The organism is Devosia sp. SL43, assembly GCF_021729885.1.
Taxonomy (GTDB): domain Bacteria; phylum Pseudomonadota; class Alphaproteobacteria; order Rhizobiales; family Devosiaceae; genus Devosia.
The window spans coordinates 4,023,204-4,037,903 of the sequence record NZ_CP063401.1 but is presented as its reverse complement, the minus strand read 5'-3'; the positions used below and the strand labels follow the sequence as shown (position 1 = coordinate 4,037,903).

At 63.1% G+C, this 14,700-nt stretch carries 17 protein-coding genes; 12 read left to right on the top strand and 5 right to left on the bottom strand.

All coding sequences use genetic code 11. The features are described from left to right. Positions 1-47: 47 nt before the first annotated feature. Both IM737_RS19680 and IM737_RS19675 read left to right on the top strand, forming a co-directional pair. Complete coding sequence (locus tag IM737_RS19680; protein WP_236897006.1) at positions 48-734, top strand: retropepsin-like aspartic protease family protein; 687 nt, start codon at positions 48-50, stop codon at positions 732-734. 3 nt (positions 735-737) lie between these two features. After that, a complete protein-coding gene (locus IM737_RS19675; protein ID WP_236897003.1) occupies positions 738-1,229 on the top strand; it encodes a nucleoside deaminase in 492 nt (163 codons plus the stop codon). Here the strand turns inward: IM737_RS19675 and dusA are convergent. Both dusA and IM737_RS19665 read right to left on the bottom strand, forming a co-directional pair. Continuing rightward, positions 1,226-2,182 carry a tRNA dihydrouridine(20/20a) synthase DusA gene (dusA, locus tag IM737_RS19670; RefSeq protein ID WP_236897000.1) on the bottom strand — a complete coding sequence of 319 codons (957 nt, stop codon included), beginning with the start codon at positions 2,180-2,182 and terminating at the stop codon, positions 1,226-1,228. The two genes, IM737_RS19675 and dusA, sit on opposite strands and share 4 nt — an antisense overlap. A gap of 16 nt (positions 2,183-2,198) precedes the next feature. Further along, complete coding sequence (locus IM737_RS19665; RefSeq protein ID WP_236896998.1) at positions 2,199-2,396, bottom strand: hypothetical protein; 198 nt, start codon at positions 2,394-2,396, stop codon at positions 2,199-2,201. 132 nt (positions 2,397-2,528) lie between these two features. Between IM737_RS19665 and IM737_RS19660 the strand changes: the two genes are divergently transcribed. Next, the gene (locus IM737_RS19660) at positions 2,529-3,290 is read left to right on the top strand and encodes a GGDEF domain-containing protein (protein ID WP_236896996.1); all 762 of its coding nucleotides are present in this window, start codon (positions 2,529-2,531) and stop codon (positions 3,288-3,290) included. Between the two features lie 693 nt (positions 3,291-3,983). Here IM737_RS19660 and IM737_RS19655 read toward each other — a convergent pair. After that, positions 3,984-4,451 carry a pseudoazurin gene (locus IM737_RS19655; protein ID WP_442874150.1) on the bottom strand — a complete coding sequence of 156 codons (468 nt, stop codon included), beginning with the start codon at positions 4,449-4,451 and terminating at the stop codon, positions 3,984-3,986. A gap of 171 nt (positions 4,452-4,622) precedes the next feature. Between IM737_RS19655 and IM737_RS19650 the strand changes: the two genes are divergently transcribed. Further along, positions 4,623-5,447 (top strand): universal stress protein, encoded by an 825-nt coding sequence (locus IM737_RS19650; RefSeq protein ID WP_236896994.1) that lies wholly within the window; start codon positions 4,623-4,625, stop codon positions 5,445-5,447. Between the two features lie 38 nt (positions 5,448-5,485). On the opposite strand, the gene IM737_RS19645 is transcribed toward IM737_RS19650, so the two are convergent. After that, positions 5,486-6,181: a sulfite exporter TauE/SafE family protein gene (locus IM737_RS19645; RefSeq protein ID WP_236896992.1), complete on the bottom strand. Its 696-nt coding sequence runs from the start codon at positions 6,179-6,181 to the stop codon at positions 5,486-5,488. Next, positions 6,178-6,630, bottom strand: a complete 453-nt coding sequence (locus tag IM737_RS19640) for a hemerythrin domain-containing protein (protein ID WP_236896990.1) — start codon at positions 6,628-6,630, stop codon at positions 6,178-6,180. The genes IM737_RS19645 and IM737_RS19640 overlap by 4 nt, the downstream gene beginning before the upstream one ends. 144 nt (positions 6,631-6,774) lie before the next feature. Here IM737_RS19640 and ccoN point away from each other — a divergent pair, with 144 nt between their 5' ends. The 8 genes from ccoN to ccoS all read left to right on the top strand — a co-directional run bounded on the left by ccoN (position 6,775) and on the right by ccoS (position 14,668). Continuing rightward, on the top strand, positions 6,775-8,379 hold the full coding sequence (gene ccoN, locus IM737_RS19635; protein ID WP_236896988.1) for a cytochrome-c oxidase, cbb3-type subunit I: 1,605 nt from the start codon (positions 6,775-6,777) through the stop codon (positions 8,377-8,379). A 9-nt stretch (positions 8,380-8,388) separates the two neighbouring features. Continuing rightward, positions 8,389-9,120, top strand: a complete 732-nt coding sequence (gene ccoO, locus IM737_RS19630; protein ID WP_236896986.1) for a cytochrome-c oxidase, cbb3-type subunit II — start codon at positions 8,389-8,391, stop codon at positions 9,118-9,120. Between the two features lie 7 nt (positions 9,121-9,127). Beyond that, on the top strand, positions 9,128-9,295 hold the full coding sequence (locus IM737_RS19625; protein WP_236896984.1) for a cbb3-type cytochrome c oxidase subunit 3: 168 nt from the start codon (positions 9,128-9,130) through the stop codon (positions 9,293-9,295). Beyond that, positions 9,295-10,185, top strand: a complete 891-nt coding sequence (gene ccoP / locus IM737_RS19620) for a cytochrome-c oxidase, cbb3-type subunit III (RefSeq protein ID WP_236896982.1) — start codon at positions 9,295-9,297, stop codon at positions 10,183-10,185. Before IM737_RS19625 ends, ccoP begins: the two co-directional genes overlap by 1 nt. Before the next feature lie 133 nt (positions 10,186-10,318). After that, positions 10,319-11,881: a cytochrome c oxidase accessory protein CcoG gene (gene ccoG / locus IM737_RS19615; RefSeq protein ID WP_236896980.1), complete on the top strand. Its 1,563-nt coding sequence runs from the start codon at positions 10,319-10,321 to the stop codon at positions 11,879-11,881. Beyond that, on the top strand, positions 11,878-12,348 hold the full coding sequence (locus IM737_RS19610) for a FixH family protein (RefSeq protein WP_236896978.1): 471 nt from the start codon (positions 11,878-11,880) through the stop codon (positions 12,346-12,348). The genes ccoG and IM737_RS19610 overlap by 4 nt, the downstream gene beginning before the upstream one ends. After that, positions 12,345-14,525, top strand: coding sequence for a heavy metal translocating P-type ATPase (locus IM737_RS19605; RefSeq protein ID WP_236896976.1), 2,181 nt, complete (start codon positions 12,345-12,347; stop codon positions 14,523-14,525). The genes IM737_RS19610 and IM737_RS19605 overlap by 4 nt, the downstream gene beginning before the upstream one ends. Continuing rightward, complete coding sequence (ccoS, locus tag IM737_RS19600) at positions 14,522-14,668, top strand: cbb3-type cytochrome oxidase assembly protein CcoS (RefSeq protein ID WP_236896974.1); 147 nt, start codon at positions 14,522-14,524, stop codon at positions 14,666-14,668. Before IM737_RS19605 ends, ccoS begins: the two co-directional genes overlap by 4 nt. Positions 14,669-14,700 lie beyond the last annotated feature (32 nt).

The window sequence follows — 14,700 nt, the reverse complement described above, 5'->3', positions numbered from 1 at the left end:
GACGGTGCCTTTATCGAAGACATGAACCAGGACGTGAGCGCGACACCATGATCTTCATCGGCATAGCGCTTGTCATTGCAATTGGTCTCGCCCTGCTGATCAGTGGCGATGCCGGCAGCCTGGTCGGGCTGACGCAGAACCAGACGGCGCAAATCATCCCGCTGCTGGTCATCCTGATCCTCCTTGCAGGCGGCCTGTTCACGCGACGGCGCAAGCTTGGCGAATTGCTCACCAGCATCTTGCTCTGGGTGGGCATTTTCGGGGTCGCGATGGTGACCTATGCCTATCGGGACGAAATAGTCGGCATGACCGGCCGGGTGATGGGCGAGTTGCAGCCGGGGGTGGCCATGGTCGATGCGAGCACCGGCACAGCCACGTTCCGCCGCGGCGTTGGCGGCCATTTCGAGATCAACGCCACAGTGAACGGCCACACGACGCCGATGATCTTCGATACGGGCGCCAGCGCAGTGGTGCTGACCATCGAGGATGCGGAGGCGGCGGGAATCGATACGGCGGCGCTGAACTTCACCATTCCGGTTTCGACCGCCAATGGCACCGGCCGGGCGGCGCGGGTGCGGATCGAGCGGATGGATGTCGGCGGCATCGGGCGGAAGGGCATCGTTGCCTTCGTGGCCGAGGACAATGCGCTCGATATGAGCCTCCTCGGAATGACCTATCTCGAAACGCTCAGCCGCTATAGCGTGACGCAGAATTCGCTCGAACTCGTGGACTGAACCATGCCCAGCCGTCCAGATGACGAAGCCTTGTTGCGGCAGGCCTTCGCGGTTGCATTGCGCTCGCGCGACGAGGGCGACCATCCATTCGGGGCTTTGCTGGCCGATGCCAATGGCAAGGTGCTGATGGAACAAGGCAATGGCTTTTCGGCGGAAGGACATGACCGGACGGCGCATGCCGAAAAGCTCCTGGCGACGCGAGCGGGCAAGGCCTACAGCCTCGAAACGCTGGCCGGGTGCACTCTTTACACCTCTGCCGAGCCCTGTGCGATGTGCGCCGGGGCGATCTATTGGGCGGGCATTGGCCGGGTGGTCTACGGCCAGACCGAGCGCGGCCTCAAGGCGATGACGGGCGACAACCCGGAGAACCCGACGCTCGACCTGCCATGCGAGGTGGTGTTCGCGGCAGGCCAGCGGGCGACGGAGGTCGTTGGGCCACTGCTGGAGGACGAAGCGACCGCGCTACAGGCCGATTACTGGGCCAGCCGAGGCTAGCTGGCCTCTGCCAGACGCGGACGGTTGACCGCCTCGAGGGCCCGCAGCATCACGCTTGAATCGGCGCCGGGCTTGCAGGCGTCGACGCTCAGGATCTGGCGGAACTGGCGGGCACCGGGGAGACCGTTGGCCAGGCCGAGCATGTGGCGCGCGATGTTGTTGATGCGAGTGCCGCTGGCGGCCTCGCGGTCGGCATAGGCGGCCATGGTCTGCATGACCGCTTCGAGGGTTGGCGCTTGGGTGGCCTTGCCGAAGAACCGGGCGTCGACTTCGGCCAGCAACATCGGATTGTTGTAGGCGGCACGACCCAGCATAACGCCATCCATATGCGCCATTTCGGCCTCGGCGGCCTCCAGCGTTTCGAGGCCGCCATTGATCATCACCGGCAGCGGCGTGAGGCGCGCGCGCAGGCGATGCACGCGGTCGTAGTCGAGCGGCGGAATCGTGCGGTTTTCCTTGGGGCTCAGGCCCTTGAGCCAGGCCTTGCGGGCGTGGACATAGAGCGCATCGACGCCAGCACCGACCATGGCGTCGGCGAAGCGATCGAGGCTCTCCTCGGTATCCTGATCGTCGATGCCGATGCGGCACTTGACCGTGATCGGACGATCGGTGGCGTCGCGCATGGCACGGACGCAATCGGCCACGAGGTCGGGCTCGGCCATGAGGCAGGCGCCGAAGCGACCGGACTGCACGCGGTCGGAGGGACAGCCGACGTTGAGGTTGATCTCGGCATAGTCATAGGCTTCGGCAACGCGGGTCGCCTTGGCCAGTTCCGCCGGATCGGAGCCGCCCAGTTGCAGCGCCACGGGGTGTTCTTCCACGTTGAGGCGAAGATGGCGATCGGCGTCGCCGTGGACGATGGCGGCGGCGGTGATCATCTCGGTGAACAGCAGAGCTTCGCGCGTGAGCAGCCGATGGAGGTAGCGGCAGTGCCGGTCCGTCCAGTCGATCATGGGCGCCACGGAGAACCTACGAGCTTGATTTATCATGGTTTTTGACTATTTTTTCAAGGCGATAAACGTGCACAAGTTGGCCATTGTACGCTCGGATATCCGGCGCCAAAAGAGTTGAGGGGATATCAATCTTGGCGACCTTATAGACCTTCATATTGAAGACATGAAGTCTGTCGGCAAGCCCATCGGCCTCCGGATGCAACTGGCGGCGCATGCAGCAGGCACTGACCGCGCCAAATCGAGCAATCAATTGCGCCCCAGGAACAGAGGGCTTCCTTAACCCGGAGGCTCCATTCTCAGAGGGCGTCATCGGTAAAGACTGTTTAACCAATCAGGATACGAGTGGATGCGCCGCGCTTGGAATTTGTCGGCCCGCGGTTGGGGACGAGTGATCGTGGTCACCCTCTCTGGCACGTTCCTTTGCGTGTCGGCGGCGCTCTTTGTCGACAGTTTCACCTTCTCCCAACTTGATGAGGCGGCTCGCTTTCGCGCAGTTCTGGTGGATATCCTCCTGCCGATCGCGCTGGCGGCGCCAATGCTCTCGTTTCTCATGATGAAGTTGCGCGAGCTCGCAATCGCCAAGCATGAACTCACCATACTGGCCAGCACAGACAGCCTTACCCAGGTGCTAAATCGGGGTGCCTTCACCCTGATCGTAGACACCTATCTTGCCAAAGTGCGCGCATCTCAATTGCTAGAGTCCGGGGCGCTGTTGGTGGTGGACGTGGACCATTTCAAGAAGATCAACGACAGGTTCGGGCACGCGCGCGGTGACGCGGCCCTCAGGCTGATTGCACACTCCATAAAGGCGTCGGTTAGAGACGTTGATCTGGTCGGTAGGATTGGCGGCGAGGAGTTCGGGGTGTTCTTGCCGAGTTCCAGCAGAAATGATGCCCTCGGTATCGCGGAACGCATCCGCTCATCGATCGCAGCGGTAGACTTTCGACCGCAGGGCACCTCAGTACCACTTTCCGTGAGTGTGGGAGGCACCAGTTTCGTCTGCCATGTCGCCTTCGACGAGCTTTTTCATCATGCAGATCAACGTCTTTATGAGGCAAAGGAGCAAGGTCGAAATCGGGTGAAAATGCTTGCGATGACCGCGGGTTAGCCAAGCGTCGAATTGCTCAAACGGCCAGGGTGGCAGGGACGGGCTCAAACTCGCCGCTGCAGTTCAGTCCGCCGATACCGGCCACGGGCGCCAAGGCACTTCTGGACCTGTTCCCTGCCCCTTTGAGCCAGCCGCATATCGGCGCTCTTGGGGTCAGCCACAGAAAATTGCAGGCACGGCGACGGCAGTTACTGATTGTCGTCATAGTTACCGACGCTTGGCCGGGACCGCGAGAGAACGAGCAGAGGGCGCAGGCTCGGCTGTCACTTGCATGCCAACGGAATGCCAGGATTGCACGGGCCGGGCGCACGAAGTTCGCGCCTCGCTTGTTCCGAAGATGTCGCTGATGAAGCTCTTGACGATCTTGAGTTAATTGAACCGGAATCCAGCCCTTTGCGACCTCGCGGGCGCTTGAGCGGATCGTCAGCCCTTGTGAAAATAAACCTACGCCTGAACGTCAGAAATGGGGTCGTAGGCCACCTGAAAGCGGACCGGCTGCCAATGGCTGCTGCTGGCGGAAAACCTGATGAAACCGGAAATTCAGGACGTGGGACGTCCATAACCGGCCCGGGTCGCTTCGGACACGCACGACACGGCCCTGGGTCGTCACAATCGACGGGAGCGCAGTTAGGCCAGGGCGCCTGCACGTCGCCGCACCCAATATCGGGGTCATCGCCGGTCAGCAGTTCTGCACTAAAGGCCTGCGGCAGTCAGGGCAGCCTCGAGGCGTTCGCGTGCCTTGCCGGGGAGGTTGGCCGCTAGTGCAGCGTCAGTGCTGACCGCCTCGCCCACGACGATAGCTGCGACCATGCCCATGGCAAAGTGGGGGGAGCATTTGACGCCGTATATGCCTTCGACCGTAAAGGTCACGACGACTTCCTTGCCCAGGGCGCCCTTGAAGGCCTCGGCCCCTTCAGGCAGGATATCCTTGATCGTTTCGGCATTGTGGCCTTTGTCGGTTGGCACAAAGGTGACCGTGTCGCCGACAGCCACCCGAACCAGAGCCGGCTCAAATACCATGGCTGTACCATCGGGTCCCTTATTGAGCATCTGAACTTCAAAATTTGCCGCAAGCGCGGGGGTAGCGAGTGCAAGCAGCAGTGCCGACAGCGCGGCCTGGACGATGCTCATGATGTTCTCCTGGATCGAGATGCGATCCATTCGCGCCTCTTGGTGCCCTTTTCCTGCGTGGCGGAGCGGGCTTCTTTGACACATGTCAACTTGACCGGGCTTTTCCCGCCAGCGTCACGTGAAAAGTGACGCGATCTTGCGTTTGATCAAGTTGCGAGGCGTCCAGGACTGCAAGAATTGGCGGTACAAATGGAGGCAGCCATGCTCAAGACCATACTTGTCCATCTCGACGGAACGGCTTCGGACGACGGCCGGCTCAATGCGGCGGCCAGTGTGGCGCGTCGCTTCGATGCGCACCTCACCGGCCTGCTGGTCAGCACGCTGCCCGAACCGCAAGTCCTTAGTGAAGGTGCGGCGGCTTATTTCGCCGACGCCTATGAGAGCAGTCGGGCCGATGCGGTTGTCGCTGCCGACCGGCTTCGGCAGACCATGTCGGCCCTCGACATTCGGTTCGACCTGAGGACGGTCGAATGCCAGGCGGGTGCTAATGGGCAGGTTCTATCGGACGCAGCAAGGCTTGCTGATCTGTTCGTGGGGACACGCCCCGATCAGGAATGGAGCCGGTTCGCGGCGGCTGAGGAGCAAGTGCTGTTCCGAGCCGGCCGCGCCTGCCTGTTGGTTCCACCCGGCCAACCCGAAACTATGCGGCTCGACACTGCGATGGTCGCCTGGAACAACACGCGGGAGGCAGCGCGCGCCATGGCGGAAGCAATTCCCCTGCTGGCTTCGGCTCAGCGTGTCATCGTGGCCATGGTGGAAAATGGAACCACGCCCGCGAGGGACAGCGTCGAGCTGGGCGCAGATGTCGGCCGCTATCTCAGCCGCCACGGTGTCTCAGTCGAGGCGCGCCGGATTACCGGCTTCCGGGATGTGGGAGAGGCGCTGCTCAATGAGATCGACATGACCGCCACCCAGCTCCTGGTGATGGGCGCCTTTGGCCATTCCCGCTTCCGCGAATGGGTCCTCGGCGGCGCTACCAGAACCGTGCTGCAGCATGCCAGAATCCCGGTTTTGATGGCGCATTGACCCGCTTTGGCGGTCATCATTTTGCGTTGGATCGCCGATTAGCCGGGGCTCGTAAGGCAGAGCGGGCTGCCGGGGACCGTGAGTGCCAAGGCGAGGACGCCAGCACCAACCATGAGCAGTCCGGCAGCCTGTCGCCCCGGCCTGGGCATGCGGCGTGCGCCATATAGAGCCAGTGAGGACGCAATGACGGCGGGGATGGTGCCCAGGCCGAAGGCCAGCATCAGTAGCGCGCCGTCCGCGGCATCTCCGGTCAGCAGGGAATTGAACAGTGCCGTATAGACCATGGCGCAGGGCGTAATGCCCCAGACCATGCCACCCAGTAGAGCCAGCTCGGGTCCCCCACCCGAAAGCGATAAGCGCAGGCGCGCAACGCCCTGCGCGATCGGTATCAGGGCTCGATCGGCGATGGCCATGGATGGCACGAGGCCGGCGGTGGCCAGGCCAAGCCAGACTACGACGGATGCCGCGGCCCATTGCAGCGCCTGGTGAACCGGCGTCAGATCCCAGGTCACCAGCATGCCTGCCCCCGCAAGCCCCACTGCCAAACCGAGCAGGACATAGGCGGCAATCCGCCCCACTTGCATCAGAGCTACGCGCAGGAGCAGCGCCTGTCGGGACTCCGTCTCGGGGCCGAGCGACAAAAGCGAGCACCCAATCGGGCCGCACATACCGGCGCAATGCAGGCTGGAGCCCAGCCCGAGCAGCAGGCCCCAGATCAGCGGCGAGGAGATCATTGTGGTGGTGGCGCGAGAGCGTCGAGGATTTCCCGTTCCAGGGCGATCCGGCGGCGGCGCGATTCAAAGAAGCCGCGCAGCATGTAGCCCAGGGCATCGATCGATACGCTGGGTTTGTCGGTCCCGTAGTCTCGCAGGGTTTCCTGCAGCTCTTCGGCATAGCTGAGATCTTCAGCGTTTTCTCGTCGCAGACGCGCGATCGTGGGGGCCAAATTGACTGCCAAAACGGAGCCGCCCTCCGCCAGTTGCCGACTGATGAGGTCCTGTTCGACCATAGCGACCCGGGTCATGACGCGATGGATCGCGCCAGCGGCCTCCTTGCATGTTTGGGGGTCAAGGTCATGCGGCAGAGCATCGGCAATTCGCTCTAGCGTCTTGCAGAGCCCCAACTGCTCATTGTGCCCCAGCACCATCTCGCGCAGGACCGATCTGTCCAATCTTTCCAGCATGCGAACCTCCCTAGGAAAACACATGCAGACTTATTCGTGCGTGCCGTCCTCACATTGACAAATGTCAAAGTGGACGTGCGGCCGTGACGGTAAGCCCAAGGTGCTGGTCAGCCCGATGACCGGCCGAATCTTCAAGGGGGCGTCGTGAGATACACGGGTTGGATCATTGGACTGGCAGCAGGAACCTTCCTGGCTGTCACGCTATCCGGGTTGGCGGTCGATGACCCCTTCCGGATTCACATGGGCATTTTGAGCTTCGTGCTGGGGGTGGCTACGATCGTCGCCATACGCCTGCCGCAGCCGGCTGCGGTGGCGGAGGCCGAGCCGGGCTACATGGACGGACCGATCAGAATCGGCACGATCATGACGATGTTCTGGGGGATCGTCGGCTTCCTCGTTGGCGTTCTGGTGGCCACACAACTGGCCTTTCCGGAGCTCAACTTCGGCCCTTGGCTCAACTTCGGCCGACTGCGCCCGCTCCATACCAGCGCGGTGATCTTTGCCTTTGGCGGGACGGCACTGGTGACGACCAGCTTTTACGTGGTGCAACGCACCTGCCGGGCACGACTGTTCGGCGGCGACCTGCCCTGGTTCGTGTTCTGGGGCTACCAGCTTTTTATCCTGATGGCCGCGACCGGCTACCTCTTGGGCATCACCCAGAGCCGCGAATATGCCGAGCCTGAATGGTATGTCGACATCTGGCTGACGATTGTCTGGGTCGCCTACCTGATCGTGTTCCTGGGCACGCTGCTCAAGCGCAAGGAACCCCATATCTACGTGGCCAACTGGTTCTACTTGGCCTTCATCGTCACGGTCGCGCTGCTGCATGTGGTCAACAACCTGGCCGTTCCCGTGTCGCCCTTCGGGTCGCGGAGCTACTCGCTGTTTTCGGGCGTGCAGGATGCGCTGACGCAGTGGTGGTATGGCCACAACGCGGTGGGCTTCTTCCTCACCGCAGGCTTCCTCGGCATGATGTATTACTACATGCCCAAGCAGGCGCAGCGGCCGGTCTACTCCTACCGGCTCTCGATCATCCACTTCTGGGCCCTGATCTTCCTCTATATCTGGGCCGGCCCGCATCACCTGCACTATACCGCTCTGCCCGATTGGGCGCAGACGCTGGGCATGGTGTTCTCGATCGTGCTGTGGATGCCCAGCTGGGGCGGCATGATCAACGGCCTGCTGACCCTGCGCGGCGCCTGGGACAAGATGCGCACCGATCCGATCATCCGCATGATGGTCATCGCCGTCGCCTTCTATGGCATGTCGACCTTTGAAGGGCCGGTCATGTCGATCAAGGCGGTCAACGGGCTCAGCCACTATACCGACTGGACCATCGGCCACGTGCATTCGGGTGCCCTAGGCTGGGTGGGCATGATCAGCTTCGGCGCCATCTACTTCATGGTACCCAAGCTGTGGGGCCGCGAACGCCTCTATTCGCTGCGCATGATCAACTGGCACTTCTGGCTGGCGACGCTTGGCATCGTCATCTACGCCGCCGTCATGTGGGTGGCCGGCATCATGCAGGGCCTGATGTGGCGCGAATACGATAGCCAGGGCTTCCTGGTCTATTCCTTCGCCGAAACGGTGGCGGCACTGCACCCCTACTACATCATGCGCGCCATAGGCGGCACGCTCTACCTGGCCGGTGCGCTGGTGATGGCCTTCAACATCGCCATGACCATTGCCGGGCGGGTGCGTACCGAGAAGCCCATGCCCGTTTCCGTCCAGATGCAACCGGCAGAGTAGGAGAACGCTTTGTCCCTCATTGAAAAACATGGCGTTATCGAGCGCAATGCCTCCCTGCTGCTTGTCGGTTCGCTGCTGGTGGTCTGCATTGGCGGCATCGTCGAGGTCGCGCCGCTGTTCTACTTCCAGAACACAATCGAAAAGGTGGAGGGGATGCGTCCCTATTCGCCGCTCGAGCTGGTCGGACGCGACATCTATATCCGCGAAGGCTGCTACGTCTGCCACAGCCAGATGATCCGGCCGTTCCGCGACGAAGTGGAGCGCTACGGCCACTACTCGCTGGCCGCGGAGTCCATGTACGACCACCCCTTCCAGTGGGGCTCCAAGCGCACCGGGCCGGATCTGGCCCGCGTCGGCGGCCGCTACTCCAACGAATGGCAGGTGCAGCACCTGACCGACCCTCGTTCGGTGGTGCCGGAGTCGGTGATGCCCAGCTACGCCTTCCTGGGGCAGGCCGCGCTGGATTTCGACACTATAGGCGGCATGCTCCGGGCCAATGCCACGGTCGGGGTGCCGTACTCGCCCGAGATGATCGAGGCTGCCAGCCTCGACCTCATTGCCCAGGCGACGACCGATGCCGACACCTCGGCCCTGCTCGAGCGCTATCCCAAGGCCGTTGTCGGCGATTTTGACGGCAATGCCATGGAGATCACGGAGATGGATGCCCTGGTCGCCTATCTGCAAATGCTGGGTACGCTGGTCGACTTCGACAGCTACCAGGCCGAAGCCAACTACAGGTGAGACCGAAATGATGAGCTACGAAACCATGCGGCACTTCGCCGATTCCTGGGGCCTGCTTTACCTCTTCGCGATCTTCCTGGCCGTCGGCGCCTTCATGCTGCGTCCGGGCGCCCGCGAAAGCGCCCGGCAGGCCGCCCTCATTCCACTGCGCAATGACGAGCGGGGGGACATGTAATGAGCAAGAACGACACCAAACCGGATCACAGCAAGCCCGTCGACGAGATGAGTGGCGTGGAGACAACCGGACACGAGTGGGACGGCATCAAGGAGCTGAACAATCCTCTGCCGCGCTGGTGGCTATGGACCTTCTACGGCACGATCATCTGGGCCGTGGCTTACACGGTCTTCTATCCGGCCTGGCCATTGCTGAGTTCGGCAACGACGGGCGTGCTGGGATATTCGAGCCGTGCCGAATTCGCCGATACCATGGCGGCAGTGGACACGGCCAATGCGGTGACAGTGGCCCGCATTGCCGAACTGCCGGTCGATCAGGTGCTGGCGGATCCAGAACTCGCGCGTTTCGCCACGGCCGCCGGTGCGTCAGCCTTCAAGGTCAACTGCTCGCAGTGCCATGGCACCGGAGCTGCAGGCAGCCCGGGCTATCCCAACCTCAATGACGATTCCTGGATCTGGGGCGGCACGATCGAAGAGGTCTACCTCACCATCGCCCATGGGGTGCGTTCGCCGACCGATCCGGACACGCGCTTCAACCTCATGCCCAATTTCGGCGCGGACGAATTGCTCGACACCGCCTCGCTCGAGGCGCTTGCAGGCTACGTTGCGAACCTGGCCGGGGTCGAGGGCGGTGCAGCGACGCCGGAGGCGGCACAGTTGTTCGCCGACAATTGCGCCGCCTGCCACGGCGAGACCGGGGGCGGCATGACCGAACTCGGTGGGCCCGACCTCACCGACAAGATCTGGCTCTACGAGGGCACGCTAGAGGCCATCACCGCCCAGATCAACCGCCCGCGCCACGGCATGATGCAGGCCTGGTCCGAAAAGCTGGACGACGTGACGCTCAAGCAACTTGCCGTCTACGTCCATGGCCTGGGAGGCGGCCTCTAGATCACCGTCGGCCGACATGCAGAAGCGGCAGGGGTGAAAGGGGGCGTCGTGGCGCCCCCTTCTTGTTTCCCGCTTGACGCAGATCAAGGGCGGGCGGCGTGGCGCACCGCATGGTGCGATCGAGGATCAAGGCATGATTATCATCGACAACACCCAAACCCATGAGCAGCATGACGTAGAGGCGGTCAACTCCGCCAAGCGGCGGCAACAGCCGCTCTATGCGGCGCGGCGCAAGGTGTTTCCCAAGGGAGCCGAGGGCCATTTCCGCCGTTTCAAATGGCTGGTCATGGCGATCACTCTGACGATTTACTACGTGACCCCCTGGCTGGTCTGGGATCGGGGGCCCTACGCGCCAAATCAGGCCGTTCTGCTCGACCTGGCTAATCGTCGATTCTACTTCTTCTTCATCGAGATCTGGCCGCACGAGTTCTACTATGTCGCCGGATTGCTGGTCATGGCAGGCGTCGGCCTCTTCCTGATCACCTCCACAGTCGGCCGCGCCTGGTGCGGCTATGCCTGTCCGCAGACTGTGTGGGTCGATCTGTTCATGGCCGTCGAACGGGCCATCGAAGGCGATCGCAACGCGCGCATCAAGCTCGACGCCGCCCCCTGGTCGGCGGCCAAGCTCACCAAGCGCATCTTCAAGCACGGTATCTGGCTGATCATCGGCGCGGCCACGGGCGGCGCCTGGATCTTCTACTTCGCCGATGCACGCACACTGGCCGCAGATCTGGTCACGCTCGATGCGCCGGCGATCGCCTATTTCACCATCGCCATCCTCACCGCCACCACCTACACCTTCGGTGGGCTGATGCGCGAACAGGTGTGCACCTATATGTGCCCGTGGCCGCGCATCCAGGCCGCCATGCTCGATGAGCACTCCCTCACCGTGACCTATAATGACTGGCGTGGCGAGCCGCGCGGCAAGGCCGCCAAGAAGACCACGTCTGGCAAGTCGGTCGGCGACTGCGTGGACTGCAACGCCTGCGTCGCCGTCTGTCCCATGGGCATTGATATCCGCGACGGGCAGCAGCTGGAATGCATCACCTGTGCCCTGTGTATCGACGCCTGCGATAGCGTGATGGATAAACTCGGGCGCGAGCGCGGCCTGATATCCTACGCCACGCTCAGCGACTACAGCACCAATATGGGCGTTGCCCAGGACGCCAATGGCGCCATCCATCCCGAACGGGTGCGAGGTGCCGGCCGCGGCTTTGTCGAGGCCATCCGGACCACGAACTGGCGTTCCGTGTTGCGGCCAAGAACGCTGGTCTACTTTGTCATCTGGGCCGCCATCGGGCTGGCCATGCTGGCCGCCCTGTCCTTGCGGCCCAGCGTCGGGCTCAACGTGCTGCACGACCGCAATCCGCTCTATGTCATGCTGGCCGATGGGTCGATCCAGAACGGCTATGACATCAAGCTGCTGAACATGACGACCCAGCCGCGCGATCTTGTCCTGACCCTCGAAGGGTTGCCGGGCGCAACCATGACCGGCCCGGGTGTTGCCGAAGAGCCGACACGGGAACTGCATGTCACCGTGGAACCCGACGTCGTGCTGGCCCTGCGTGTTTATGTCCGCTCGCCGGCCGGGGAACTGGCCTCGAAATCCGACTTCGTGATGACGGTCACGGCGGCCGACGGGACTGCGACGGCTTCGGCCGGGGTCCATTTTGAAGCACCCGAGGAACAGCAATGAGCAAGGCATCGAGCGGCGAGTTCACCGGGCGGCATATGCTGCTGATCACGGTGGCCTTTTTCGGGGTCATTGTCACCGTCAACGCCATCATGGCGGTGTCGGCGTCGCGCACCTGGACGGGCCTGGTGGTGCAGAACAGCTACGTGGCCAGCCAGGAGTTTCAGGAGAAAGCCGATGCCATCAGCGCCCAGCATAAAGCCGGCTGGTCGTTCGGCATCAGCTATGAAGCTGGCGTTCTGGTGCTGACGTCGGAGGGCAATGCCCGATCGCTGGAACTGGCCGATGTGCAGGCGTTCATCCACCGGCCCGTTGGCGGGCATGACGATGCCACCATAGCCCTGTCGGCAACGCCGCGCGGCTATGAAGCGCCAATAGACCTGGCATCGGGCGCCTGGGATGTAAGCATCACCACTGCACCGACGTCGCTTGGCGTGGTCGAACGTGAGGCGCGGATCAGCGTACCATGAGCCTAGCAACAGCCGACAACGCTCTCCCGCTGGAGGAATTTGTCGAGCCGGGTCCCGATGGCACACGGCGCATCTGCCTGGCCGTGCCGGACGCCTATTGCGCCGCCTGCATTGCCACGATCGAAGGCGCGCTTTCGAGCATGCCCGGTGTTCATGCCGCCCGGGTCAATCTGGGCAGGCGGCGGGTGCAGATCGATTTTGACGATGCTGCCAACCTGGCGGAAATGCCACGCGTGGTCGAACGCAACGGTTACCGCAACCACCCGCTCGACCCGCGCGATACCAGCACCAGGGACCCTGCCCTGCGCGAACTGGTGTCCGCGCTCGTCGTTTCCGGCTTCGCCACCGCCCATACCATGTTCTTTTCCGAGGCGGTCTGGTCGGGTGTCGAGGGTGACGCGCGCATCCTGTTCTATTGGCTTTCGGCACTCGTAGCCGTGCCTGCCGTGGCCTATGCCGGCATGCCCTTCTTCCGCTCGGCCTGGAATGCCCTCCGCGCCGGACGGGCCAATATGGATGTGCCTATCGCCATTGCCCTGATCGCCACCACTGCGATCAGTCTGGTCGAAACGAAGCTGGGCGGCGCGCATGCCTATTTCGACGCATCCACCATGCTGCTGTTCTTCCTGTTGATCGGGCGCACGCTCGATCACCTCATGCGTGGACAGGCGCGCAACGCGGCGGCGAACCTGGCCCGACTGGCGCCGCGCGGCGCCTTGCGCATGCTTGATGACGGCACCATGAGCTTTGTTCGTTCGGCCGATATCGTGCCGGGCATGAACCTGCTGCTGCGGGCCGGTGATCGCATTCCGGTGGATTGCATTGTCGCGGCGGGCCGGGGCACGGCCGACCTGTCGCTGGTCAATGGCGAGGCGATGCCGCAGGACATCAAGGCGTGCGACGCGCTGCCCGCAGGTGGCCTGATTGTCGGCTCGGCGCTGCAGGTCACCGCGTTGCGGCCGGTGCAGGACTCATTCCTGTCGCGCACGACGGCACTGATGGAGGCAGTCGAAGGCGCGCGCACACGCTATCGCCGCATCGCCGATCGGGCAGCAGACTATTACGCACCGGTGATCCACATCGCGTCGCTGGCGACACTGCTGGCCTGGCTCGCTTTGGGTGCCGGATGGCGCACCGCCCTGCTCAATGCGGTATCGGTGCTGATCGTAACCTGCCCCTGTGCTTTGGCGCTGGCGGTACCGATCGTGCATGTCGTCGCCGCTGGCCGGCTCTTTGCGCGCGGCATCCTGATGAAGGACGGCGCTGCATTGGAGCGGCTGGCCGATGTCCGGCATGTCGCCTTCGACAAGACCGGCACGCTCACCACCGGCAACCTGCGCCTGTCAGGACAGGTATTCGGCGATCCAGCCTTGCTGTCGGTTGCGGCAGGGCTTGCCGGTGCCAGCAGCCACCCGCTCTCTGCCGCCTTGGCCGGGGCTTGTCGCGTCCCCGTCTTTCCGGGCTGCGTGGAAAGCCCGGGGCGCGGCGTGGAACTGCGCCGCGATGGCATTTTGTGGCGGCTCGGTAGCGCTGAGTTTTGCGGCGCCAATCAGATTGCCTCCGCTGGCCCGGTCGCGTGGCTGTCTGCCGACGGCGACCCCGTAGCCGCTTTCGAATTTGCAGATGAGACACGTCCCGAGGCTGCGTCGGTGGTCGCCCAATTGCATCGGCAGGGAGTCGCAACACATCTTCTGTCTGGCGACCGCGAACAGGCCGTCTCGGCCATAGCTTTGCAACTCGGCATTGCCGACCACACTCACGCCATGACACCGCAGTCAAAGGCCGAAGCCATTTCCCGCATGCATGAGACCGGCCTCGTGGCCATGGTTGGCGACGGCATCAACGATGCTGCGGCCCTGCGCGCTGCCGACGTGTCGTTTGCCCCCGCATCGGCTGCCGATGCGGGCAGGGCAGCAGCCGACTTCGTGCTGACCAATAACCGACTCGATGGCGTGCCTTATGCCCTGTGGCTCGCGCGTAAGGCTGATCGCCTGGTTCGCCAGAACCTGGGGCTCTCCATCGCCTATAACCTGGTCGTCCTGCCTCTGGCGGCCGCCGGACTGGTCACCCCCCTCTGGGCCGCCATCGCCATGTCCTCATCCTCGATGATCGTTGTGATCAATGCCATGCGCCTGCGGTTTGCAGGCGCGCCCTCAGCCAATGGAATGCCAACATGAACGGTCTCGTCCTCCTCGTGCTCTCGGCAATGGGTCTGGGACTGCTCGCCCTGGCAGGCTTCATGTGGGCCTTGCGTAGCGGCCAGTATGACGATGTGGAGGGAGCCGGCGAGCGCATCCTGCTCAACGACGACTATCCCTGACCGAACGGCTTGACCGGGATCAAAGTGAGTTT

Bases quoted from the DNA above. Each gene is read 5' to 3' on its own strand.
- IM737_RS19680 (WP_236897006.1), top strand. From the start codon at position 48: ATGATCTTCATCGGCATAGCGCTTGTCATTGCAATTGGTCTCGCCCTG.
- IM737_RS19675 (WP_236897003.1), top strand. From the start codon at position 738: ATGCCCAGCCGTCCAGATGACGAAGCCTTGTTGCGGCAGGCCTTCGCG.
- dusA (WP_236897000.1), bottom strand. From the start codon at position 2,182: ATGATCGACTGGACGGACCGGCACTGCCGCTACCTCCATCGGCTGCTC.
- IM737_RS19665 (WP_236896998.1), bottom strand. From the start codon at position 2,396: ATGCGCCGCCAGTTGCATCCGGAGGCCGATGGGCTTGCCGACAGACTT.
- IM737_RS19660 (WP_236896996.1), top strand. From the start codon at position 2,529: ATGCGCCGCGCTTGGAATTTGTCGGCCCGCGGTTGGGGACGAGTGATC.
- IM737_RS19655 (WP_442874150.1), bottom strand. From the start codon at position 4,451: ATGGATCGCATCTCGATCCAGGAGAACATCATGAGCATCGTCCAGGCC.
- IM737_RS19650 (WP_236896994.1), top strand. From the start codon at position 4,623: ATGCTCAAGACCATACTTGTCCATCTCGACGGAACGGCTTCGGACGAC.
- IM737_RS19645 (WP_236896992.1), bottom strand. From the start codon at position 6,181: ATGATCTCCTCGCCGCTGATCTGGGGCCTGCTGCTCGGGCTGGGCTCC.
- IM737_RS19640 (WP_236896990.1), bottom strand. From the start codon at position 6,630: ATGCTGGAAAGATTGGACAGATCGGTCCTGCGCGAGATGGTGCTGGGG.
- IM737_RS19625 (WP_236896984.1), top strand. From the start codon at position 9,128: ATGATGAGCTACGAAACCATGCGGCACTTCGCCGATTCCTGGGGCCTG.
- ccoP (WP_236896982.1), top strand. From the start codon at position 9,295: ATGAGCAAGAACGACACCAAACCGGATCACAGCAAGCCCGTCGACGAG.
- ccoG (WP_236896980.1), top strand. From the start codon at position 10,319: ATGATTATCATCGACAACACCCAAACCCATGAGCAGCATGACGTAGAG.
- IM737_RS19610 (WP_236896978.1), top strand. From the start codon at position 11,878: ATGAGCAAGGCATCGAGCGGCGAGTTCACCGGGCGGCATATGCTGCTG.
- IM737_RS19605 (WP_236896976.1), top strand. From the start codon at position 12,345: ATGAGCCTAGCAACAGCCGACAACGCTCTCCCGCTGGAGGAATTTGTC.
- ccoS (WP_236896974.1), top strand. From the start codon at position 14,522: ATGAACGGTCTCGTCCTCCTCGTGCTCTCGGCAATGGGTCTGGGACTG.